We start from the raw sequence: 21,067 nt of genomic DNA, 5'->3' as shown, positions 1-21,067 counted from the left end.
ATTCCTTCGCGCAAAACGACGGAAGGCACTGCCATGCTGACCCTGCTTCTGCACCGCGAGCGGAAACGCTCCTTCTATCGCGTCGAGGTCAGCTATAACCTCTTCGCGGAATATACCGTGATGCGTGAATGGGGCGCGCAGGGTCGCGCCCATGGCCAGCGCGTGAACTGGTTTTCGAACTTGCGCGAAGCGGTGCAGGCGGCGGATCATTGGCGCGGACGCGCGCTCACGCGCGGCTATCATCTGACCGAAAAGCACGCCGCGCGGGGCTGAGGGGGCGACATGGCACAGATCCACTGGTGCGGCACGGGGCTGAGCTCGGGGCCGGGGCTGCGGCGGCTGATCGACGCCGGCCGTGCCGTCACGATCTGGACGATCGAGCGCGCGCAGGCCGAGGCGATCCTCGCCGGCCGCCACGCGCATGTCGCCGATTACAGCGCCGAGGCGCTCGATGCGACGCTGCGCCCGGGCGATGTCGTGGTCTCGATGCTGCCGCCCGACCTGCACGCCACGGTCGCCCGCATCGCGCTGCGGCGGGGCGCGCATTTCGCCTGTTCCTCCTATCTCTCGCCCGAGCTGCGCGCGCTCGACCCGGTGGCGCGCAAGGCGGGCGTGGCGCTCGTGGGCGAGGTCGGCCTCGATCCGGGCATCGACCATCTGATGGCGCATGATCTGATTGCCGAGTATCGCGCGAGCGGCACGGTCGCGCCCGGCAATACGCTTTCCTTCACCAGCTATTGCGGCGGCATCCCCGCGCAGCCGAACGCCTTTCGCTACAAGTTCTCCTGGTCGCCGCTCGGCGTGCTGCGCGCGCTGAAATCGCCCTCGCATTCGATCCGGCATTTCTCCGAGCTGCGGGTGCAGCGCCCCTGGCGTGCCGTCAGCCGCTACGACATGCCGCTGCCGCAGCCCGAAACCTTCGAGGTCTATCCGAACCGCGACAGCCTGCCCTTCATCGCCGAATATCGCCTCGATCCCGAATGGCGGATCGAGGATTTCGTGCGCGGCACGATCCGGCTTCTGGGCTGGGCCGAGGCCTGGCAGCCGGTGTTCGACGCGCTCGAGGACGAGAGCGAGGGGGCCGAGCGCCGCCTCGCCCAGCTTGCCGAAAAGCTCTGGCGCGAGAATTCCTATGCGCCGGGCGAACCCGACCGCGTCGTGCTGGCGGTGACGCTGCAGGCGAAACGCGACGGGCGCGCGGTGTTCCACCGCTCCTGGCTGCTCGACGCAACGGGCGATGCGCGGGGGTCCGCAATGGCGCGGCTCGTCTCCGGCACGCTCTCGCTCGCGGTGGAGGCGATCCTCGCGCATGACGTCCCCGCCGGGGTGCATGCCGCGCCGCATGATCCCAAGCTCGTCAAGGGATGGCTCGCCGCGCTCGAGACGCAGGCGCAATATCTGGCGAAGGTGGATCACCTGCGCTGAGGCCGGAGGGGGGCGCCGCCCCCCGGCTTCGCCTCCCCCCGAGGTATTTTCGGCAAGATGAAGCCGATGCTCTTTCAGCTTGCCCGAAATACCTCGGGGTGAATTCGGCGTCAGCCGAAGAGGGGCAGCGCCCCTTTCCTCAGAACGGGCAGGGCGCGGTGAAGGTCATGTGAGCCCCGCCATCGGGGTGGCGCAGCCGCAGACTTTCGGCGTGCAGCATCAGCCGCGGATAGTCCCGCGCCTTCCCCTCGGCATAAAGCGGATCGCCAAGGATCGGATGGCCGAGGCTTTGCATATGCACGCGCAGCTGATGGCTCCGTCCGGTGTGGGGCATCAGCCGCACCCGTGTGGTGCCGTCGAGATCATGGCGCAGCACCTTCCAGTCGGTCTGCGCCGGGCGGCCGCGCTCATGGTTCACATGCTGGCGCGGCCGGTTCGGCCAGTCGACGCAAAGCGGCAGATCGACCCGCCCCTCGGCGGGCTCCAGATGCCCCCAGAGCCGCGCGATGTAATGCTTCTTCGTCTGCCGGTTCTCGAATTGCAGACCCAGATGGCGCTGCGCATGGGGCGTCAGCGCGAAGACCATCACCCCCGAAGTATCGGTATCGAGCCGATGCACCAGAAGCACCGTCGGATAGGCGCCCTTCAGTCGCTCGATCAGGCAATCGGCCTTCTCCGGCCCCTTGCCGGGGACGGAGAGCAGCCCGGCCTGCTTGTCGACGACGAGGATCTCGTGATCAGCATGCAGGATCCGCGGCGGATCGCTCGGAGGCGTATAGCTGTAATCGCTCATGCGCGGGGCATGGCGCGCGGGCGGCGCGCCGTCAAGTCAGTCGATCGCGAGGCGCAGCGCGAGCCCGCCGAAAAGCACCGCCGCGACGCGATTGAGCAGACCCATCCGCTTCGCCAGCCGCCCGCCAAGCCAACCCGCCGTCGCGCCATAGCCCATGGTGACGAGCGTGCCGAAGAAGAAGGTCATCGCGCCGAGGATCAGGATCTGCTGCCAGACCGGGCCGATCGCGGGATCGGTGAATTGCGGCAGATAGGCGAGCATGAAGAGCATCACCTTCGGGTTCAGCACATTGGTGATGACGCCGCGCCGGAAGGCCGCGCCCGGGCGGATCGCGCCCTGATCGGCGTCGATACGCACCGGCGGCGCGCGCCAGCTGCGCACCGCGATCCAGAGGAGATACCCCGCCCCCGCCCAGCGCACGACATCGAGCGTACCGGGATGCGCCGCGACCAGCGCGCCGAGGCCGAAGGCCGTCGCCAGCACATGGACGATGCCGCCGACACCCACGCCAAGCCCCGCTGCCGCCCCGGCCTTCGGCCCGCCCTGAATGCCGCTTGCCGTGGCGAAGAGCACATCGGCCCCGGGCGTGAAGTTCAGCACGAGCGAGCCGGCAAGAAAGCCGAGCAGCGTCGCCGGGGGAAAGGCGAGAAGCGTATCCCAGATCAATCGAGATCTCCGAAGGTGGTGGCGAGGATCGCCTCGAGCGCGCTGGCGTCCTCTTGCGTGAAGGCGTCTTCCTGATCGCTGTCGATGTCAAGCACGCCGATCAGCCGCTCGCCCCGCGCGAAGACCGGGATCACCAGTTCCGAACGGGTCGAGGAAGCGCAGGCGATATGGCCGGGGAAGGCCTCGACATCGGGGACGAGCTGCGTTGCCCGCTCGCGCGCGGCGGCCCCGCAGACGCCGCGCGCGAAGGGGATCGTCAGGCAGCCATGGCCGCCCTGATAGGGCCCGATCTTGAGCAGATCGGGCGCCACCACGCGATAAAACCCTGTCCAGTCAAAGCGATCATCGGCGTGATGGATCTCGCAGGCGAGCGTCGCCATCAGCGCGACGGCATCCGTCTCGCCCTCCGCCAGCGCCGCGATTCGCGCAGCGAGATCGGCGTAATCGACCCTCATGGCAACTCGATCGCGATGGCCGTGCCCTCGCCGCCACCGATGCAGATCGCCGCGATGCCGCGCTTCAGCCCCCGCGCCTCGAGCGCATGGAGCAGAGTCACGATGATCCGCGCGCCCGAGGCCCCGATCGGATGGCCCAGCGCACAGGCGCCACCATTCACGTTGACCTTTTCATGCGGGATGCCGAGGCGGCGCATGAAGGCCATCGGCACCACGGCAAAGGCCTCGTTCACCTCCCAGAGATCGACGTCCTCGACCGTCCAGCCAAGTTTGGCCATCAGCGTCTCGGCCGCCGGCACCGGCGCGGTCGGGAAATCGGCCGGCGCCTGCGCATGGCTCGCATGGCCAAGGATGCGCGCGCGAACCGGCAGCCCCTCGGCAACGGCGAACCCTTCGGAAGCGATCACCAGCGCCGCGGCCCCGTCCGAGATCGAGGAGGAATTGGCCGCCGTCACCGTGCCGTCACGGCGAAAGGCGGGCTTCAGCGTCGGGATCTTCTCGGGCCGGGCATTGCCGGGCTGCTCGTCGCGCGCGACCTCGACCTCACCGCCCTTCACCGGCACGGGGACCGGAACGATCTCCGCATCGAAGCCGCCTGAGACCTGCGCCTCGAGCGCACGCGAAAGCGAGATCAGAGCGTATTCGTCCTGCGCCTCGCGCGAAAACCGGAAGGCCTCGGCACATTCCTCGGCGAAAGTGCCCATCAGCCGGCCGCGATCATAGGCGTCCTCGAGCCCGTCGAGGAACATGTGGTCGATCACCTCGCCATGGCCGAGCCGCGCCCCGCCGCGCATCTTCGGCAGCAGATAGGGGGCGTTGGTCATGCTTTCCATGCCGCCCGCCACGATCGGCCCGGCGGATCCCGCGCGGATCTGGTCGCTCGCGGCCATCACCGCCTTCATCCCCGAACCGCACATCTTGTTGAGCGTCGTCGCCGGGACCGATTCGGGTAGCCCCGCGGCAAAGCCCGCCTGACGTGCCGGAGCCTGCCCCTGACCCGCCGGCAGCACGCATCCCATCAAAAGTTCCTCGACCTGCGCCGGTGCCACGCCGGACCGCGCAAGCGCCGCCGCGATCGCCGCACCGCCCAGAACCGGGGCTGCAAGCGCAGAAAACGCCCCCTGCATGCCCCCCATCGGGGTGCGCGCAGCCCCCAGGATCACCACCTCTTCCATTTGTTCCTCCCCAGGAATCTGTCCCGCGGATACCGATTGGTAAGTATTCGCGTCTAGCTTGAGACAAACTTCTGGAGGCCGGAGTGGCAAGATGAATCTTTACGCCGAAGCCCGCGGTGGAGCGCTCGTTGTCCATGTCGACGAGGAACGTCTCGATGCCGCGATTGCGATCCGCTTCAAGGATCTGATGCGCGAGGTGACGGCGCAACCGTCGACGCGCGTCGTGCTGGATCTTTCCGAGGTCGAATTCCTCGACAGTTCCGGCCTCGGCGCCGTGGTGGCGGTGATGAAGTCGCTCGCCCCCGGGCGGCGGCTCGAACTCGCGGGGCTGCGGCCCAATGTCGAAAAGGTTTTCCGGCTGACACGGATGGATTCGGTGTTCCGGATCCACGCCGGCGTCGAGGAGGCACTTGTCGAGGGCATCAGAAATGCTGGCTAACCGTCCGGAGCGCGCAGGGGCGCACCGGGCCGGGGGCTCGGACCGCCCGGATACGAAGATCTTTCACCACTCCTTCGAGGCCGATCCGCTCGCGGTGCGCACCGCATTGCGGGCGGCACTCGCGCGGTTCATGCGGCAGATGACGCGGGAGGAGGCGGGAACGCTGGAGCTCGTTCTGGCCGAGGTTCTCAACAATATCGTCGAGCACAGTTACGCCGGCGGGGCCGCCGGCACGATCACGCTGTCGATGGTGCGCGACCGGCGCGGGCTGAGCTGTTCGGTCAGCGACGACGGGGTCGAGCTGCCCGACGAATGCCTGTTTCCGCTCGGGGCGGAGGAGGCGCGGCCCCGGCCCGATGCGCTGCCCGAAGGGGGATTCGGCTGGTTCCTGATCCGCGACCTGGTCGAGGATCTCGGCTACAACCGGGAAAACGGGCGCAACCTGCTCGCCTTCCGCCTGCCGCTGCAACCGCTCGACACCGCGGCCTGAAGACGCGCGAGGTGCAGGCAAGCGAGATTTCACGCGGACAGGGCGACGCGACGCTGCCGCTTGCGTTCAGTTGAGCTGGAATTGCAGCGGATAGCGACCGTCTTCGAAATCCCCGAAGAGATCGGTCAGGTCCGGGTGTTCCACCGGCTCGCCGGTATCGTCCTCGACGAGGTTCTGCTCGGAGACATAGGCGACGTAGTAGTTGTTATCGTTCTCGGCGAGCAGGTGGTAGAAGGGCTGATCCTTCGCCGGCCTGCTCTCTTCCGGGATCGCCTCGTACCATGCCTCGGTATTGGAGAAGATCGCATCGACGTCGAAAACGACGCCCCGGAAAGGATGCTTCCGGTGCCTCACGATCTGACCGATATGATACTTCGCTATCGTCGTATGCATATTGTCCCCCATCCAAGGTTACTAATCCCTCAACGTCGCACCTGTCCACAACGGAGCCCGAGAATCGGGGAAACAATCTGTGGACTCTCGCCCAACAGTTCGGCGCCGGATCGCCCGTGATCGCGGCGCTGCGTCGCTTTATCGTTTTCCCCGGGGCAATTTTCGCCTAAAATGCCGGAAAACAAAGCCGATCGGGCAGAGCAGTCATGAACAAGTTCCTGAAGCTGGCGATCCTGCTGATGGTCGCCTCCTGTGGTGGCGGCAGTTCGCAGGCCCCGCGCAACCTCGATAACGCCTGCCTTCTCGCCCGCGAGAAGCCGGCCTATTACAATGCGATGCGCAGAACCGAGGCGCGCTGGGGCATTCCGATCAACGTCCAGATGGCGACGATCCACCAGGAAAGCAAATTCGTCGGCAATGCGAAGACGCCGTTCCGTTTCGCGCTTGGCGTGATCCCGCTCGGGCGGCAAAGCTCGGCCTATGGCTATAGCCAGGCGCTCGATTCCACCTGGGACGACTACCGCAAGGACACCCGGCGCTACGGCGCGAAGCGCAACCGGATCCAGGACGCGACCGATTTCATGGGCTGGTACATGGACGGGTCCGCGAAGAAGCTCGGCATCTCGAAATACGACGCGCGCAGCCAGTATCTCGCCTATCACGAGGGGCGCTCGGGTTTTGCGAACGGGTCGCACAATTCGAAGGGCTGGCTGCTCGCGGTGGCCGACCGGGTCCAGTCGCGCGCCGACATGTATCAGCAGCAGCTGCGCGCCTGCGGCAAGTGATCACTTCCGCGCGGCGATCTCGGCATTGATGCTGAAGAGCCGCGCGCCGAGGTCACCGCCCGTCTTCAGATCCCCGAGGATCACCGTCGTCTTCGCGCCGCTGTCGTCGGTGATCACCCATTGCCGCAGCTCGACCGGGCTGTCGGAAAACACCATCCGGATCGTGCCGTACTCCGGATGCTCCGGATCCTGCGCGACGACGGTCGTCGTCTTGCCGTCGCTCGTGTGCCCCACCACCATCTTCGCGCGGCCAAGATCGACCTTCTCGGCGAGGATCAGGCTGAGCGGCGTGCGCGCGAGCGGATATTGCTCGGCCGGCTGGTTCGACTTCGGATCGAAGATCGCCACCTGCCCGCCCGAGGCCATCACCAGCGTCTTGTCGGAGCTGTATTCGAACCGCGCCCGGCCGGGGCGCTTGATATAGACCTTGCCGGTCGAGATCGAGCCATCGGCGTTCACCTGGGTGAAATCGGCCTGCGCCGTCTGCAACCCGTTGAGATAGGCCGAGATCTGGTTCAGCGGGATCTTCTCGGCAAAGGCCGGAACGGCCAGGGCGAGGGCGAAGACGGGGGCGAGGGCAAGGCGAAGCAGTTTCATGCCCCGAATGTAGTCGAACGCCGCAAAAGAAAAAGCCCCGCGCGATCACGTCGCACGGGGCTCCGTTCACTTTCGTGCCGAGTTATTGTTCGGGCACGAGGATCTCGCGCTTGCCGACGTGGTTCGCGGCGCTCACGACGCCCTGATCCTCCATCTGCTCGACGAGGCGGGCGGCCTTGTTGTAGCCGATGCCAAGCTTGCGCTGGATATAGGAGGTCGAGCATTTGCGATCCTTGATCACGATCGCGACCGCGGTGTCGTAAAGCGCGTTTTCCACATCGTCGCTGCCCGAGCCGAGGCCGAGAACCTGGTCGATGTCGCTCGCCACTTCCTCATCGGGCCCGTCGACCACGCCCGACATATATTCCGGCGGCCCGAAGCTCTTGAGATGGTTGACGATTTCCTCGACTTCCTCGTCGGAAACGAAGGGCCCGTGAATACGGGTGATGCGCGAGCCGGCACCCATGTAGAGCATGTCGCCCATGCCCAGAAGCTGCTCCGCCCCCTGTTCGCCCAGAATGGTGCGGCTGTCGATCTTTGACGTCACCTGGAACGAGATCCGGGTCGGGAAGTTCGCCTTGATCGTGCCGGTGATGACGTCGACCGAGGGGCGCTGCGTCGCCATGATCAGGTGGATGCCCGAGGCGCGCGCCATCTGCGCGAGGCGCTGGATGCAGGCCTCGATCTCCTTGCCGGCGACCATCATCAGGTCGGCCATCTCGTCGACGATGACGACGATATAGGGGAAGGGCTGCGGCTGGAATTCCTCGGTCTCGAAGATCGGCTCGCCGGTCTCCTCGTCGAAGCCGGTCTGCACCGTGCGCTTGAACATCTCGCCGCGGTCCATCGCCTCGCGGACGCGGCCGTTGTAGCCCTCGATGTTGCGCACGCCCATCTTCGACATGCGGCGATAGCGCTCCTCCATCTCGCCCACGACCCATTTCAGCGCGACGACGGCCTTCTTCGGGTCGGTCACCACCGGGGAGAGCAGATGCGGAATGCCGTCGTAGACGCTGAGTTCGAGCATCTTCGGGTCGATCATGATCAGCCGGCATTCGTCCGGCGACAGCTTGTAAAGCAGCGACAGGATCATCGTGTTGATCGCCACCGACTTGCCCGAGCCGGTGGTCCCGGCGATCAGCAGGTGGGGCATCTTCGCGAGGTTGGCGATCACCGGCTCACCGCCGATGTCCTTGCCGAGCGCGAGCGGCAGCCGCATGTTGCTGTCGCCGAAATCGCGCGCCGCGAGGATCTCGCGCAGCACGACCTTCTCGCGATGGGCATTGGGCAGTTCGATGCCGATCACCGAGCGCCCCGGCACGGTCGAGACGCGCGCCGAAAGCGCCGACATCGAGCGCGCGATGTCGTCGGCCAGCCCGATCACGCGCGAGGCCTTCAGACCCGGCGCGGGTTCGAGCTCGTACATCGTGACCACGGGGCCGGGGCGGACCGAAACGATCTCCCCCTTCACACCGTAATCGTCGAGCACGTTTTCCAGCATCCGCGCGTTTTCCTCAAGCGCCTCGTCCGAAAGACTGTGGCGCTGGATCGTGGTCGGATTGGTCAGCAGGTTAAGCGGCGGCGGCTCGTAGGCGGGATGTTCCGGCGCTTCGAAGCTGAGCCGCGGCTGCGCCTCGGCGATCGCCTGTTTCGAAGGGGCGACCGGCTTGCGCACCGGCGCGACGACGCGGCGCTCGGGCGCGGGCGGGATCACCTGACGATCGAGCGTGATGCGCGGCGCCGAAACCGGGATCGCGGGGATCTCGTCATCGAGTTCGCTGAAAGCGTTGCGGTCGAAATCGCTCTCGGCGAAATCCTCGCCGATCTCCGGCATCGCGATCTCGAAAGGCTCAAAAGCCGGGGCCGCGGCTTCCTCGGCGGCGTAGCTCTGCGCCTGCCAGTCGGGTTCCGGCGCCCAGGTTTCCTCTGCCATGACCTCCGGCGCGGCGGGGGCCCTCAGCACCGGCTCCGGCGCGGCGGGCGCCGCGGGGGCGGCGAAGCCGGGCATGAACCGCGGGCGCGCTTGCAGCGGCGGCTCGGAGCGCAGCGCCGGTTGCGGCGCGGGCGCCACCGGCGGTTTCGGCCCGCGCGCGAGGCGCGAGGCAACCGCCGCCAGCACCGAGGCGGGCGCCGCCGGAGCCGGGGGCGCCACCGGGGCGGGGGCCATCGCCGGCTCGGCGCGCAGGGCGACGCCGCGCGGCGCCGGCGGCAGGTCGAAGTCGTCCTCCGGCTCGGCATGGATCATCGGCGCGACGGCGCGGGTCTTCACCGCCTGCGCGATGCGCGCCTTGATCCGATCTTCCGAGGGGGCCTCGGTCACCGGCATCTGCCAGCCGCGCGGGGCCGGCTCGATCAGCTCGGGTTCGGGCGCGTAATCGGCATAATCGGCTTCCGGTTCCGCGCGGCGGATGCGCGAGAACATCGAGGGCCGCTGCGAGACAGGCGCCGGCTGCGCCGCGGGTTGTGCCGCATAGCTCTGCTCCTGCGCCCAGGCCTGCTGCGCCTCCCAGGCCGCGAGATCGGCGGCGCGTTCGGCCGCCGCGGCGCGACGCTGGCGGGCACGTTCGGCCGCGTGATGCGCGGCCTGCACCGAGGCAGAAGCCCCCTTGCCCAGCGCATTCATCATCGCCGCATAGGTGGCGACCGAGCCGAGGATCAGGAAGCGCAGGATCGTCTGCACCTCGACGCGATCGAAGCCGAGCACGAAGCCGCTGATCCCCAGCGTGACGAAGGCCATCACCACGGTGAGCAGCTTGAGCCCGATCGAGCCCGAAACCGGCGAGATGCCCAGCAGCGAACCGGCGATCATGTCGCCGAAATTGCCACCAAGCCCATAGGCCTGGCCCCAGTCGGCGCCCGGCACCAGAAGCGCGGCATAGACGGAGGCGACGGCGATCGCGATCGGCAGGAAGAGCGCACGCGCGGAGGCGCGCTCCTCGCCGCGATGCAGGATGTGGCGCAGGCCCCAGACGACGAGGCCGGCCGGCAGAAGCCAGGCGCCACGCCCGACGATCACGATCAGCGGCGAGGCGATGCCCGCGCCGATCCGGCCAAGCCAGTTCTGCACCGGCGCATCGGAGGCCGCCATCCAGCTCGGATCCTCGGGCGCGTAGGAGGCGAGCATCATCGCCACCAGCACGCCCAGGATCACGAGGCCGAGGCCAAGCAGTTCCTTGCCGCGTCGTTCAAGCACAGCCTGGGTGTTCTGATCCAGAAGCGGGTCACGCTGTCTTGCCTGATAGGATGCCATGCTCAACCGTCCTCACTTGCTCAAACAGTCGCGAAGCTGGATCAGCCCGCGCCGCGTTTCTTCTCTTGGGGCGACCAGGGCCACCCGGATATATTTTCGACCGGGGTTTTCCCCGTTCACTTCCCGCGCGAGATAGGCCCCGGGCAAGACCCGCACCCCGGTCTCGCGCCAAAGCTTCAGCGCCGCCGCCTCGCCATCCTCGACCGGCAGCCAGAGGAAGAAGCCGCCCTCCGGCATGCGGAAGCTGTTCATGCCCGCGAAGATCTCCTCCGCATCGGCGAATTTCTCGGCGTAAAGTGCGCGGTTCGCGATCACATGCGCCTCGTCGCTCCAGGCGCGTTCGGAGACGCGCTGGATCGGCAGCGGCAGCGGCGCCCCGGCATAGGCGCGCAGCTGGCGAATCCGGCGCATGTTCTCCGGCCCCGAGGCGCAGAAACCCGAACGCAGCCCCGGCAGGTTCGACCGCTTCGAAAGCGAATGGAAGATCACCACGCGCTCGGGGCTGAGCCCCAGATCCTGCGCCACCTCCATCGCCCCGGGCGGCGGCGCGAGGCGCCAGAGCTCGGAATAGCATTCGTCCGCAAAGACGTAGAAATCATGTTTCTCCGCCAGTTGCAGAAGCCGCGTGAGATAGTCTCGCGAGGCGACCGCCCCCTGCGGATTGGCCGGCGAGCAAAGATAGGCGATCGCGGTGCGGTCGAGCACCTCAGGGGACAGGCTCGCGTAATCGGGCAGGAAGCCGGTCTCCTCCGTCGCGGGAACGAAGACGGCCTCTGCGCCCACCGTCGCCGCGGCTACGGCATAGACCTGATAGAACGGGTTCGGGATCAGCACGACGGGCTGCTTGCCGGCCTTGCGCTCGGGGCAGAGCGCGACGGCCGCGTTGAACAGCCCCTCGCGCGTGCCATTGAGCGCCATGATCTGATTGGCCGCCGCATCGACACCAAAGCGCCGCTTCAGCCAGCCGGAAATCGCCGCGAGCAGCTCGGGCGTACCCTCGTTCGGCGGGTATTTCGCGAATTCAGGAACATGCGCGGCCAGCACCGGCGCAACGAAATCGGGCATCGGGTGACGCGGCTCGCCGATGGTCATGGCAATGGGCTCACCGCCGGGCTGGTGGTGATCGAGCAGCGCCCGCAAACGCGGAAACGCATATTCGGGCAGGTTCGCAAACCGCTCGGGAGTGTCCATCGGTGCCTCGTCTCCGGGGTCGTTTCGCCCCGTTTGCGACAAACCTACCGAAGCGCGGGCCGCTCGTCCAGAAAAAGCGCGCCTTGCCCGGGCCTTGGCAGCGGGGCTTGTGGCTTTTCAGCCAAGCGCCGCTTCTGCAGCCATGCCAAGACGCAGCAGCGCATCCTCGCCCATCGGCTTGCCCATCAGCGAGAGGCCGCACATCGGCTCGCCCGTCGGCAGGGTCAGCACAGAAAGACCGAAGATATTGCCGATGCGGGTGTTGCGCAGGGCAAGCAGGTTCTCCGCCTCGAAATAGGCGCTGTCGGTGAGCAGCCGCTGCGCATCGGGCGGCAGGATCGGCGCGGTCGGCACCAGCACCGCGTCATAGCCCGCGGTGGCACGCTGCCAGTGCGCGCGGAAGCGGGCGAGATCGTCCCAGGCCTTGACGTAATCGGCGGCCGCGGCCCCCGCCCCGCCACGGAAGCGCTGCAGGATCACCGGATACATCCGCTCCGGCGCCGCCTCGATCACGTCTTTCCAGAGGCCGTAAGCCTCTGGCGCAAAAAGGATGCCCGAAAGCGCCATCGCCGGGGTAACCATCGGCAGCGCACGGCGGTCGATCCTTGCTCCCGCCTGTTCGAGGCGTTTCACCACCGCCTCGAAGCCGCGCACTGGTTCGGTGCGGGCGCCCTCGAAGGGGAGCCCGTCCAGCACCAGAAGCCGCGCGCCGGAAAGCGTCGCGCCGCGCAGATCGGGCGCGCGCCGCCCCTCGAGCGCGGCGAGCAGCAGCGCGCAATCCTCGACCGTGCGGGCAAGCGGCCCGACCGTGTCGAAGCGCTTGCAGAGCGGCACCACCCCGGCGGTCGACACCCTGCCATGTGTCGTTTTCAGCCCGACGATATCGTTCCAGGCCGAAGGGATGCGCACCGAACCGCCGGTATCCGAACCGATCGCCCCCGCAGCCAGACCGAGCTTCACCGAAACCGCCGCGCCCGAGCTCGACCCCCCGGGCGCGAGATGCGGTGTGACCGCATTCGGCGGCGTCGCGGTCATCGGGTTGATGCCGAGCCCGGAAAAGGCGAGCTCGGTCATATGTGTCTTGCCAAGGCAGACGGTGCCGCCGAGCGTTGCCGTGGCCAGCACCGCGGCATCCTCCTCCGGCACGCGGCCCTCGAGCAGGCGCGATCCGGCCTCGGTCACGATCCCGGCGCTGTCGAAGAGATCCTTCCAGCTCAGCGCGACGCCATCGAGCGGCCCGCGCGACAGCCCCGCCCGGGCCCGCGTGCGCGCGGCCATCGCCTCCTCGCGGGCGCGTTCGGGGGTGAGGCGCGCATAGACATCGGGCACAGCCTCCGCCGCTTCGAGATAGGCCTCGACCTGCTCCACCGGATCGAGCCTGCCCGCGGCGATCGCCCGCCCCTGCTCCGCCGCCGACCAAAACCGCGCGTCCATGCCGCCCTCCTGCATTTTGCGCCACGCTAGCGACACGGGCGCGCATGGACAATCCCGATCCGCCGCGCATACTGCGCGCCATGAAACACGATTCAGACGTCCTCGTTGCCGGCGGCGGGCTCAACGGCCCCGCGCTCGCGCTCGCGCTCGCTCAGGCGGGTCTTACCGTCACCGTGGTCGATGCCGCCCCCGAACGGCAGCGCGCCGAGGATGCCTTCGACGGGCGCGCCTATGCGCTCGCCATCGCCTCGCAGAAGCTGCTCGCGGCGATCGGGCTCTGGCCGGCGCTGGCCACACAGGCGCAGCCGATGAACGAGGTGAAGGCCTTCGACGGCCGCCCGGGCGAGGGCGCCGCCCCGTTCTTTTTGCATTTCGACAGCTCCGAGCTCGACCAGCGCCCGGTGGGCTACATGCTCGAAGACCGCTTCCTCTATCGCGCCTTCCTCGACGCGATGCGGGCCGAGCCGCGGATCACGCTGATCCCCGCGACCTCGGTCACCGCGCAGGAGGGGGTGCCCGGAGGCATCGTCGCCACGCTTTCCGACGGGCGGCAGATGACGGTGAAACTCCTCGTCGGCGCCGATGGCCGCCGCTCGGGCGTCGCCGAACGCGCCGGCATCACGCGCGAGGGCTGGGGCTATGGCCAGACCGCGCTCGTCGCCGCGATCGCACATGAGAAACCGCATGACGGCATCGCCTATCAGTTCTTCATGCCGAACGGGCCGCTCGCGATCCTGCCGCTCACCGGCAATCGCTCCTCGATCGTCTGGAGCGAGACCGACGCGAACGCGGAGGTGATCGCCGCGCTCGACGACGAAGATTTCCTCGCGCTGCTGCGGCCGCGTTTCGGCGATTTCCTCGGGCAGATTTCCCTCGCCGGTCCGCGTTTCAGCTATCCGCTGAACCTCACGCTGGCTCGGGCCTATGCCGCGCCGCGCGTCGCGCTGATCGGCGATGCCGCGCATGGCGTGCATCCGATCGCGGGTCAGGGGCTGAACCTCGGGCTGCGCGATGTGGCCGCGCTTGCCGAGGTGGTGGTGGAGGCCGCCCGGCGTGGCGAGGATATCGGCGCGCTGGATGTGCTTACCCGCTATCAGGGCTGGCGGCGGTTCGATTCGACCTCGCTCGCGCTTGGCATGGATACGGTCAACAAGCTGTTTTCGAACGACAATCCGATCCTGCGCGCGGGGCGTGACCTCGGCATGGGGCTGGTGCAGTCGATCGGCCCGCTGCGGCGCGGCTTCATGCGGCAGGCGGCGGGCCTCAGCGGCCCCCTGCCCCGGCTGATGCAGGGGCGCGCGATCTGATCAGTCGAGGCGACGCGCCTCGTCCTCGAGCATGATCGGAATGCCGCCGCGGATCGGAAAGGCAAGCCCCGCCGCCTTCGACACCAGTTCCTGACGCTCGGCGTCGTAAAGCAGCGTGGTCTGCGTCAGCGGGCAGACCAGCGCCTCGAGCATGCGCCGGTCGAACAGGCTGCGTTCCGCTTCGCGGGCGATCGGGGGCAGATCGGCGCTCATTGCTTGCAATCCTTGCAGCGGCCATGAAGGTGGAATTCGAGCAGCGTGACCAGCGTCTCGCGCCGCGTCGTCAGGCAGGGCGCCTCGAGCAGCGCCTGTTTCTCCTCGGTCTCGAGCGGCAGGAGCATCGCGAGCGAATTGATCAGGAGCTCATCCTCGGCATCCTTCAGGCTGTCCCAGTCGGTATCGAGCCCCTGCGCCTGGAAATAGCGCGCGAGCAGATCGAGGAAGGCATCGCGATCGAATGCCGCATCATGCTCCGCCGGCCCCAGATCGCGCGGGAAATCGGCCCAGGAGACCGCGGCGCGGATATAGGGGCAGAACCCCTCCTCTTCATGCCCGAACCGGAAGCGCGAGATCCCCGAAAGGGTGATCATGTAGCGCCCGTCCTCGGTTTCCGAAAACCCCGTGAGCCGCCCGGCGCAGCCGATCGCGGAGAGCGTGGGCGCCCCCTCGCGGGTCTTGCAGGGCTGGATCATGCCGATCAGCCGATGCCGCGTCTTCAGGCAATCCTCGATCATCTGAAGGTAACGCGGCTCGAAGATATGGAGCGGCAGGCGCCCCCGGGGCAGCAAAAGCGCCCCGGGCAGCGGGAACAGCGGGATCTGTTCGGGAAGATCGCAGGCCTTGATCATCATGCGCCTCAGCTAGCGCGCCGATCCGATCCGGCAATCCGCTCAGGCGAAGATCATCGAGGAAAGCCGGCGGCGCCCCTTCACAGCGATGGGATCGGTCGGCTTGAGCGCGTCGAAGATGGTGAAGAGCTGGGTCTTCGCCGCACCCTCGTTCCACTCGCGATCGCGGCGGAAAAGTTCGAGCAGCTGATCGACCGCCTCCTCGACCTGACCGCCGGCATGGAGCGCGGTGGCATAGTCGAACCGCGCCTGATGATCGGCGGGATCGGCCTCGACCTTTGCCTTGAGCCCGTCGAGCGGACCGGCCTTCGCCGCCTGTTTCGCAAGCGCGATCTGCGCGCGCGCGGCCTCGACCGGGGCAGCCGTGGCGATCTTCGCGGGCACCGCGGCAAGGAACTGCTCCGCTTGTTCGAGATTGCCGAGCGCCAGATGCGCGCGGATCAGCCCGCCATAGGCCTCGGCATTCTCGGCATCCTCGCCGAGGATCGCGGCGAAGGTTTCGGCGGCATCGACCGCGGCGCCTTCGGCGAGCATTTCCTCGGCTGCCTTCACCGCATCGGCAAGACCTCCGTCACCGGCGAGTGCGGTGAGCTTCTCGACGAATTTCTTGATCTCCGATCCTGGCAGCGCGCCCTGGAACCCGTCGACCGGCTGACCCTGCCAGAAGGCATAGACGGTGGGGATCGACTGCACGCGCATCTGCCCGGCGATCATCTGGTTCTCGTCGACATTGACCTTGGCCATCACGACCTTGCCCTTGGCGGCAGTCACCTCGGCCTCGAGCGCCGGGCCGAGCTGGCGGCAGGGGCCGCACCAGGGCGCCCAGAAATCGACGATCACCGGAACGGTCATCGACTTGTCGACGACCTCGGCCATGAAGTTCGCCTCGGTGACGTCCTTCACGAATTCGGAATGGGTGGTTTTCGCTTCGCTGCCGATCATGGCTGTCACTCCCAAATCTGTTGCCCCCTATATGCGCGCGGGCAGGCCGCTCGCCAAGGGGCGGATCGTCTCAGAGGTCGAAAGTCGCGAAGACCGGCGCGTGGTCGGAGGGCTGCTCCCAGCCCCGCGCGGCGCGCAGCACGCGGCTGCCATGCGCGGCGTTCGAAATGTCGGGCGTCGCCCAGACATGATCAAGCCGCCGCCCCTTATCCGCCGCATCCCAGTCAGCCGCGCGATAGGACCACCAGGAATAAAGCCGCCCCTCGGGGATGTCCTGCCGGGTGACGTCGACCCAGCCGCCCGCGTCCTGCGTCGCGCCGAGGTGCTCGACCTCGATCGGCGTGTGGCTGACGATCTTCAGGAGGCTCTTGTGGTTCCAGACGTCATCCTCGCGCGGCGCGATGTTGAGATCGCCCACGAGGATCGCCTTCTCCGGCCGGTTGGCAAAGAAATCGTCGCGCATATGGGTGAGGAAATCGAGCTTCTGCCCGAATTTCTCGTTCTGCTCCCGGTCGGGGATGTCGCCCCCCGCCGGAACGTAGAAATTGTGGATGGTGACGCCGTTTTCCAGCCGCCCGGCGATGTGGCGCGCATGGCCGAGGCCCGCGTAATCCTCCGCCGCGACCTCCTCGATCGGCAGTTTCGAGAGGATCGCGACGCCATTGTACCCCTTCTGCCCGCGCGCCACCATGTGGCGATAGCCCAGCGCATCGAAGGCCTCGCGCGGGATCTTCTCGACCGGGCTCTTGCATTCCTGCAGGCAGAGCACATCGGGCGCCTCCTCCTGCATCAGCTTTGCGACCAGCGCCTCGCGCAGGCGGACCGAGTTGATGTTCCATGTGGCGAGGGTGAAGGTCATCGGCGTCTCCTTTGGGGCCGCGATACTGGCGCGGACGGCACGAAAGGGCAAGCGCCCCGCCCCCTGCCCGCCGCGGAATGAGTATTTTTGCCAAGAAAATACAGCTGCTTTTTCTTGGTTCAAATACTCATCCGAGGTCGCAACCAGTGACTGGCCGGGCTTACTCCGACCAGCCGCCGATCGACTTCACGTCGCAGAATTCCTCGATGCCCCAGCGCCCGCCCTCGCGCGCGCGGCCAGAGGATTTCACACCACCGAAGGGCGCGCCGGCACCACGGCTCTTGCCATTGGCGACGACCATGCCCGCATCGAGCTTGCGCAGCAGCCGGTTGGTGCGCGCCGGATCCTGCGTCTGCAGGTAGTTGGTCAGGCCATAGGGCGTGTCATTGGCAAGCGCGACGGCCTCTTCCTCGCTGTCGAAGGGCATGATCGAGAGCACGGGGCCGAAGATCTCCTCGCGCACGATCGTCATCTCCGGCGTGCAATCGGCAAAGATCGTCGGGCGCACGTAATAGCCCTTGTTCAGCCCCTCGGGGCGGCCAAGCCCGCCGGCGATCAGCCGCGCGCCTTCCTTGATGCCGCTTTCGATCAGGCCCTGGATCTTGTCGAATTGCGACTGGTTGATCACCGGGCCGATGTGGCGGCCTTCCTCGCGCGGGTTGCCGACGCGGGTTTCCGCGGCAGTCTGCGCCGCGATCTCGAGCGCAGTCTCGTAATAGCTGCGTTCGACCAACATCCGGCTCGGCGCGTTGCAGGACTGGCCCGAGTTCTCGAACAGGTGGCGCACGCCGCGTTTCACCGCCTTCTCGTCGCAATCGGCGAAGACGAGGTTGGCGCCCTTGCCGCCAAGCTCCAGCACGACGCGCTTGAGCGTTTCGGCCGCCGCGATGGAGATCGCCTTGCCGGCGCGGGTCGAACCGGTGAAGGAGATCATCTGGATGTCGGGATGGGTCGAGAGCTGCGAACCGACCCCCATGCCGTCGCCGTTCACGAGGTTGAAGACACCCGCGGGAACGCCCGCGTCATGGATCATCTCGGCGAAGAGCAGCGAGGAGAGCGGCGCCTCTTCCGAGGGCTTCAGCACCATGGTGCAGCCCGCGATCAGCGCCGGGATCACCTTCAGCGTGACCTGGTTCATCGGCCAGTTCCAGGGCGTGATGAGACCCACGACGCCGATCGGCTCATAGGCGATCATCGCGCCGGGGGTGCCGTCGCCGAGCGGGTGGATCCACTGGAAATCCTTCGCCGCCTTGATGAAATTCTCGATATGCCAGGTGCCGGCCCCCGCCTGCTCGCTGCGCGCAAGGTCGATCGGCGCGCCCATCTCGAGGCTCATCGCCTGCGCCATTTCCTCATAGCGCGCCTGGTAATTCGCCAGGATCCGCTCGACGCAGGCGATCCGCTCCTCGGGGGCGGTCGCGGCCCAGGCGGGGCCTGCGGCCTTCGCCGCCGCCACCGCGGCCTCGGTATCGGCGGCATCGCCGAGCGAGATCACCGCGCAGGGCTCCTCGGTCGCAGGGTCGATCACGGCGTAATCGCGTGCGCGCGCCGGTGCCACCCATTTCCCGTCGATGTAGAAGTCGCGTTTCTCGATCATGGTATCCTCCTGTTCGCGCCAAAATCGCATCCCGCCCCGGCGGCCTCAACCCCCCGCTTTGGCACCCGATCGCGCAGATCGGCGGAGAAATGTGCATGCGAGGGGGGTGAAATCGGCGCGAAGGCATTATATCCGCAGGGGAACATCTGACAGGAGGAAAGCAATGAGCCTGCGCATCAACGACATCGCCCCCGATTTCACCGCCGACACCACCGAGGGCAAGATCAGTTTCCACGACTGGATCGGCGACAGCTACGCGATCCTGTTCTCGCATCCGAAGGATTTCACCCCGGTCTGCACCACCGAATTCGGCGCCGTCGCGCAGCTCGCCGATGAATGGGCGAAGCGCAACACCAAGGTGATGGGCGTCTCCGTCGACACCGTCGAGGAGCACAAGAAATGGAAGGCGGACATCTCCGCCTATGCCGGCGCCCCGGCGACCTTCCCGATCATCGACGACACCTCGCTTGCCGTCTCGAAGCTCTATGACATGCTTCCGGCCGAAGCCTATATGCCCGAGGGCCGCACCGCCGCGAACTCGGCCACGGTGCGCACCGTCTTCATCATCGGCCCGGACAAGAAGATCCGCCTGATGATGATCTACCCGATGTCGGTCGGCCGCAACTTCGCCGAGGTGCTGCGCGCGCTCGACGCGATCCAGGTGACCGACGGCGCCCCCTTCGCCACCCCCGCGAACTGGGTGCCGGGGCAGGACGTGATCGTCGGGCTTTCGGTGAGCACCGAGGACGCGAAGGCGAAATTCGGCGATGTCGACGTGAAGCTGCCCTATCTGCGCTTCGTCAAGAAGCCCGAGTGATCGCAACCGGAAACGGTACGGATGAGAGGGGGCCTTCGGGCCCCCTCATTCATATCCGAAGGCCGCGCAATCCTCGGCATAAAGCGCGCGGACACGGGCGGCCTGCTCGGGCGAGGGCACGAATTTCTTCGCGCGCGAGGCATTGTCGCGCCGGCTGAGCAGCGCGGCCAGATCCTCGCGCCAGGCGCCCGAGGCGCGCAGGACATGTTCCATGTCCTCCGCATAGCGTTCGAGCCGGCCGATATGGTCGTAATCCACTTGGCCCAGCGCGATATTGATGGTCTGCAGCCGGAAATGCGGATCGGTCCAGACCCGGTCGGCGGCAAAGCTCGCCTCGACATAGCTCAGAAAGGCGTCGAACTGATCCGCCTCGGGCGCATCGGGGCGCCAGCCGAAGGCGGGCAGCCGCGGCAGGTGATGCCGAACCCCCGGATTGGTGCGGTCGAGCACGAAATCCTGGAAAGCCGAGACGCAACGCGAGAGCGGATTGCGCACGAAGGTGAACTTGTAGACCGAAGGATCGGCAAGCGCGTCGAGGCCGGCACGCACATGGAGCGGCCCGGCGATCTGATCCTCGGCGCGGTGGATGCGGCCGTCGAAGACCGCGCCGGTGTCATAGGCGTAAAGCAGCTGCGCCGCCGAGGTGCAGCCCGCCTTCGAGTTCTTCACCAGCGCAAGGCGGCGGTCGCGCGTCACCACCACATGGTTCGCCACGACGAGCAGCGCTTCGGGCTCCCCCGCGAGGGTCAGCCGGGCGCGGTAACGCGCGGAGAAAGGCGCGAGCAGGCGCGCTTTCAGGAAATTCGGGCGATGGGCAAGGGCGACCCTGCGGCTCATGTGACCTCCTCAGCCGCGGCGCAGCCAGCCGAGCGCCGCGCGCGCGAGGGTGCTCGCCTGACGGCGCAGGCGCAAGGCGGTGTAACCGCGCGCCCGGTCGAGCTTGCGCCCGGAGCCAGTGCCGATCTCGCTTGCCGCACCGCTCAGGCCGAAAAGCGCCGGCGCGCAGGCAAGGCCGCGGCCGGTGCCGCTCAGCCAGCTCTGCAGGAAGACATCGACCGGCGCGGCGATCCGATGCTCGGCAAGAAAGCGGCGCGCGCCGGCCTGCGACCAGAAAAGCGCGCTGGTGGTGACCGGGAAATACCAGGCGCGACCGAGTGCGCGGCCCGAGGGCAGAGCAGCCTCGGCGCGGAAGAATTTCGACGGCGCACGGCCGAGATTGACGAGATCGAAATCGCGGGTGCCAACAAGGTCGAGCAGCGCGACGAGATCGGCCCCGGTGTCGGGGGCGAGCGCCACGTCATCCTCGAGCACGAGGGCAAAGGGCAGATCGCGCGCGACGATGATCTGCGCACAGGCAACATGGCTGAGGAAGCAGCCGACCTCGCCCGGGCTCAGCCGCCGCCCGATGGTGGCGAGCGCCGCCGCATCATGGGCGCGCAACGCGGCCTCGCCCAGCGCACGGCCTTCGACGGCCGGTACGCGCTCGGGCACGAGGCCGATCTGCGCCAGCGCCGTGGTCGCGGCGCGCAGACGTTCGGGATTGCGATCGAGATTGATCAGAAAACAGGGAGGCTGATGCATCTTTGTCCGCCTCGAAGCGAACC

The 21,067-nt window shown here is 67.4% G+C and carries 23 protein-coding genes; 7 read left to right on the top strand and 16 right to left on the bottom strand.

Features of this window, described 5'->3' with window-relative positions; translation table 11 throughout:
* The first annotated feature begins 33 nt into the window (after window positions 1-33).
* Window positions 34-273: a WGR domain-containing protein gene (locus tag AB7U46_RS02540; protein ID WP_428335358.1), complete on the top strand. Its 240-nt coding sequence runs from the start codon at window positions 34-36 to the stop codon at window positions 271-273.
* 9 nt (window positions 274-282) lie between these two features.
* Window positions 283-1,425 (top strand): saccharopine dehydrogenase family protein, encoded by a 1,143-nt coding sequence (locus tag AB7U46_RS02535; RefSeq protein WP_428335357.1) that lies wholly within the window; start codon window positions 283-285, stop codon window positions 1,423-1,425.
* 139 nt (window positions 1,426-1,564) lie between these two features.
* Here AB7U46_RS02535 and AB7U46_RS02530 read toward each other — a convergent pair whose 3' ends face one another.
* From AB7U46_RS02530 to AB7U46_RS02515, 4 genes are read right to left on the bottom strand one after another with little or no spacing between them, the layout of a single operon-like run.
* Window positions 1,565-2,218: a pseudouridine synthase gene (locus AB7U46_RS02530; protein ID WP_428335356.1), complete on the bottom strand. Its 654-nt coding sequence runs from the start codon at window positions 2,216-2,218 to the stop codon at window positions 1,565-1,567.
* A 36-nt stretch (window positions 2,219-2,254) separates the two neighbouring features.
* The gene (locus AB7U46_RS02525) at window positions 2,255-2,884 is read right to left on the bottom strand and encodes a LysE family translocator (RefSeq protein WP_428335355.1); all 630 of its coding nucleotides are present in this window, start codon (window positions 2,882-2,884) and stop codon (window positions 2,255-2,257) included.
* Window positions 2,881-3,339 carry a GAF domain-containing protein gene (locus tag AB7U46_RS02520; protein ID WP_428335354.1) on the bottom strand — a complete coding sequence of 153 codons (459 nt, stop codon included), beginning with the start codon at window positions 3,337-3,339 and terminating at the stop codon, window positions 2,881-2,883. The genes AB7U46_RS02525 and AB7U46_RS02520 overlap by 4 nt, the downstream gene beginning before the upstream one ends.
* Entirely contained in the window at window positions 3,336-4,514 is a 1,179-nt protein-coding gene (locus tag AB7U46_RS02515; protein WP_428335353.1) for a thiolase family protein, read from the bottom strand. The genes AB7U46_RS02520 and AB7U46_RS02515 overlap by 4 nt, the downstream gene beginning before the upstream one ends.
* A 91-nt stretch (window positions 4,515-4,605) precedes the next feature.
* Between AB7U46_RS02515 and AB7U46_RS02510 the strand changes: the two genes are divergently transcribed.
* Together AB7U46_RS02510 and AB7U46_RS02505 are read left to right on the top strand one after the other, a co-directional pair.
* Window positions 4,606-4,953, top strand: a complete 348-nt coding sequence (locus tag AB7U46_RS02510) for an STAS domain-containing protein (protein WP_428335352.1) — start codon at window positions 4,606-4,608, stop codon at window positions 4,951-4,953.
* Complete coding sequence (locus tag AB7U46_RS02505; protein WP_428335351.1) at window positions 4,943-5,443, top strand: ATP-binding protein; 501 nt, start codon at window positions 4,943-4,945, stop codon at window positions 5,441-5,443. Before AB7U46_RS02510 ends, AB7U46_RS02505 begins: the two co-directional genes overlap by 11 nt.
* A gap of 66 nt (window positions 5,444-5,509) precedes the next feature.
* On the opposite strand, the gene hspQ is transcribed toward AB7U46_RS02505, so the two are convergent.
* Window positions 5,510-5,836: a heat shock protein HspQ gene (gene hspQ, locus AB7U46_RS02500; protein WP_428335350.1), complete on the bottom strand. Its 327-nt coding sequence runs from the start codon at window positions 5,834-5,836 to the stop codon at window positions 5,510-5,512.
* A 206-nt stretch (window positions 5,837-6,042) separates the two neighbouring features.
* Here hspQ and AB7U46_RS02495 point away from each other — a divergent pair, with 206 nt between their 5' ends.
* Complete coding sequence (locus tag AB7U46_RS02495; RefSeq protein ID WP_428335349.1) at window positions 6,043-6,621, top strand: lytic transglycosylase; 579 nt, start codon at window positions 6,043-6,045, stop codon at window positions 6,619-6,621.
* On the opposite strand, the gene AB7U46_RS02490 is transcribed toward AB7U46_RS02495, so the two are convergent.
* The 4 genes from AB7U46_RS02490 to AB7U46_RS02475 form a co-directional block, all read right to left on the bottom strand.
* Window positions 6,622-7,218: a LolA family protein gene (locus tag AB7U46_RS02490; RefSeq protein ID WP_428335348.1), complete on the bottom strand. Its 597-nt coding sequence runs from the start codon at window positions 7,216-7,218 to the stop codon at window positions 6,622-6,624.
* A gap of 82 nt (window positions 7,219-7,300) precedes the next feature.
* On the bottom strand, window positions 7,301-10,468 hold the full coding sequence (locus AB7U46_RS02485) for a DNA translocase FtsK (protein ID WP_428335347.1): 3,168 nt from the start codon (window positions 10,466-10,468) through the stop codon (window positions 7,301-7,303).
* Window positions 10,469-10,480: 12 nt separating this feature from the next.
* The gene (locus AB7U46_RS02480; RefSeq protein ID WP_428335346.1) at window positions 10,481-11,659 is read right to left on the bottom strand and encodes an aminotransferase class I/II-fold pyridoxal phosphate-dependent enzyme; all 1,179 of its coding nucleotides are present in this window, start codon (window positions 11,657-11,659) and stop codon (window positions 10,481-10,483) included.
* Window positions 11,660-11,776: 117 nt separating this feature from the next.
* Window positions 11,777-13,093 (bottom strand): amidase, encoded by a 1,317-nt coding sequence (locus tag AB7U46_RS02475; RefSeq protein WP_428335345.1) that lies wholly within the window; start codon window positions 13,091-13,093, stop codon window positions 11,777-11,779.
* Between the two features lie 80 nt (window positions 13,094-13,173).
* Here AB7U46_RS02475 and AB7U46_RS02470 point away from each other — a divergent pair, with 80 nt between their 5' ends.
* Complete coding sequence (locus AB7U46_RS02470; RefSeq protein WP_428335344.1) at window positions 13,174-14,400, top strand: FAD-dependent monooxygenase; 1,227 nt, start codon at window positions 13,174-13,176, stop codon at window positions 14,398-14,400.
* Here AB7U46_RS02470 and AB7U46_RS02465 read toward each other — a convergent pair whose 3' ends face one another.
* From AB7U46_RS02465 to AB7U46_RS02445, 5 genes are all read right to left on the bottom strand, one after another.
* Window positions 14,401-14,613: a Trm112 family protein gene (locus tag AB7U46_RS02465; RefSeq protein ID WP_428335343.1), complete on the bottom strand. Its 213-nt coding sequence runs from the start codon at window positions 14,611-14,613 to the stop codon at window positions 14,401-14,403.
* Window positions 14,610-15,248: an LON peptidase substrate-binding domain-containing protein gene (locus AB7U46_RS02460; RefSeq protein WP_428335342.1), complete on the bottom strand. Its 639-nt coding sequence runs from the start codon at window positions 15,246-15,248 to the stop codon at window positions 14,610-14,612. The genes AB7U46_RS02465 and AB7U46_RS02460 overlap by 4 nt, the downstream gene beginning before the upstream one ends.
* Window positions 15,249-15,290: 42 nt before the next feature.
* Window positions 15,291-16,190, bottom strand: a complete 900-nt coding sequence (locus AB7U46_RS02455; RefSeq protein WP_428335341.1) for a tetratricopeptide repeat protein — start codon at window positions 16,188-16,190, stop codon at window positions 15,291-15,293.
* Window positions 16,191-16,260: 70 nt separating this feature from the next.
* Entirely contained in the window at window positions 16,261-17,049 is a 789-nt protein-coding gene (locus AB7U46_RS02450; RefSeq protein WP_428335340.1) for an exodeoxyribonuclease III, read from the bottom strand.
* A 160-nt stretch (window positions 17,050-17,209) separates the two neighbouring features.
* A complete protein-coding gene (locus tag AB7U46_RS02445; RefSeq protein WP_428335339.1) occupies window positions 17,210-18,646 on the bottom strand; it encodes an aldehyde dehydrogenase family protein in 1,437 nt (478 codons plus the stop codon).
* Between the two features lie 163 nt (window positions 18,647-18,809).
* Between AB7U46_RS02445 and AB7U46_RS02440 the strand changes: the two genes are divergently transcribed.
* Window positions 18,810-19,463, top strand: a complete 654-nt coding sequence (locus AB7U46_RS02440; protein ID WP_428335338.1) for a peroxiredoxin — start codon at window positions 18,810-18,812, stop codon at window positions 19,461-19,463.
* A 45-nt stretch (window positions 19,464-19,508) separates the two neighbouring features.
* Here AB7U46_RS02440 and AB7U46_RS02435 read toward each other — a convergent pair whose 3' ends face one another.
* Together AB7U46_RS02435 and AB7U46_RS02430 are read right to left on the bottom strand one after the other, a co-directional pair.
* Entirely contained in the window at window positions 19,509-20,300 is a 792-nt protein-coding gene (locus tag AB7U46_RS02435) for a sulfotransferase family 2 domain-containing protein (RefSeq protein ID WP_428335337.1), read from the bottom strand.
* 9 nt (window positions 20,301-20,309) lie between these two features.
* Window positions 20,310-21,044: a glycosyltransferase family 25 protein gene (locus AB7U46_RS02430; RefSeq protein ID WP_428335336.1), complete on the bottom strand. Its 735-nt coding sequence runs from the start codon at window positions 21,042-21,044 to the stop codon at window positions 20,310-20,312.
* Window positions 21,045-21,067: the final 23 nt, after the last annotated feature.

This window comes from Paenirhodobacter sp. (genome assembly GCF_050177655.1).
In the GTDB taxonomy this organism is placed as follows: domain Bacteria; phylum Pseudomonadota; class Alphaproteobacteria; order Rhodobacterales; family Rhodobacteraceae; genus Rhodobacter.
This window is presented reverse-complemented; position numbering and strand designations above follow the sequence as displayed.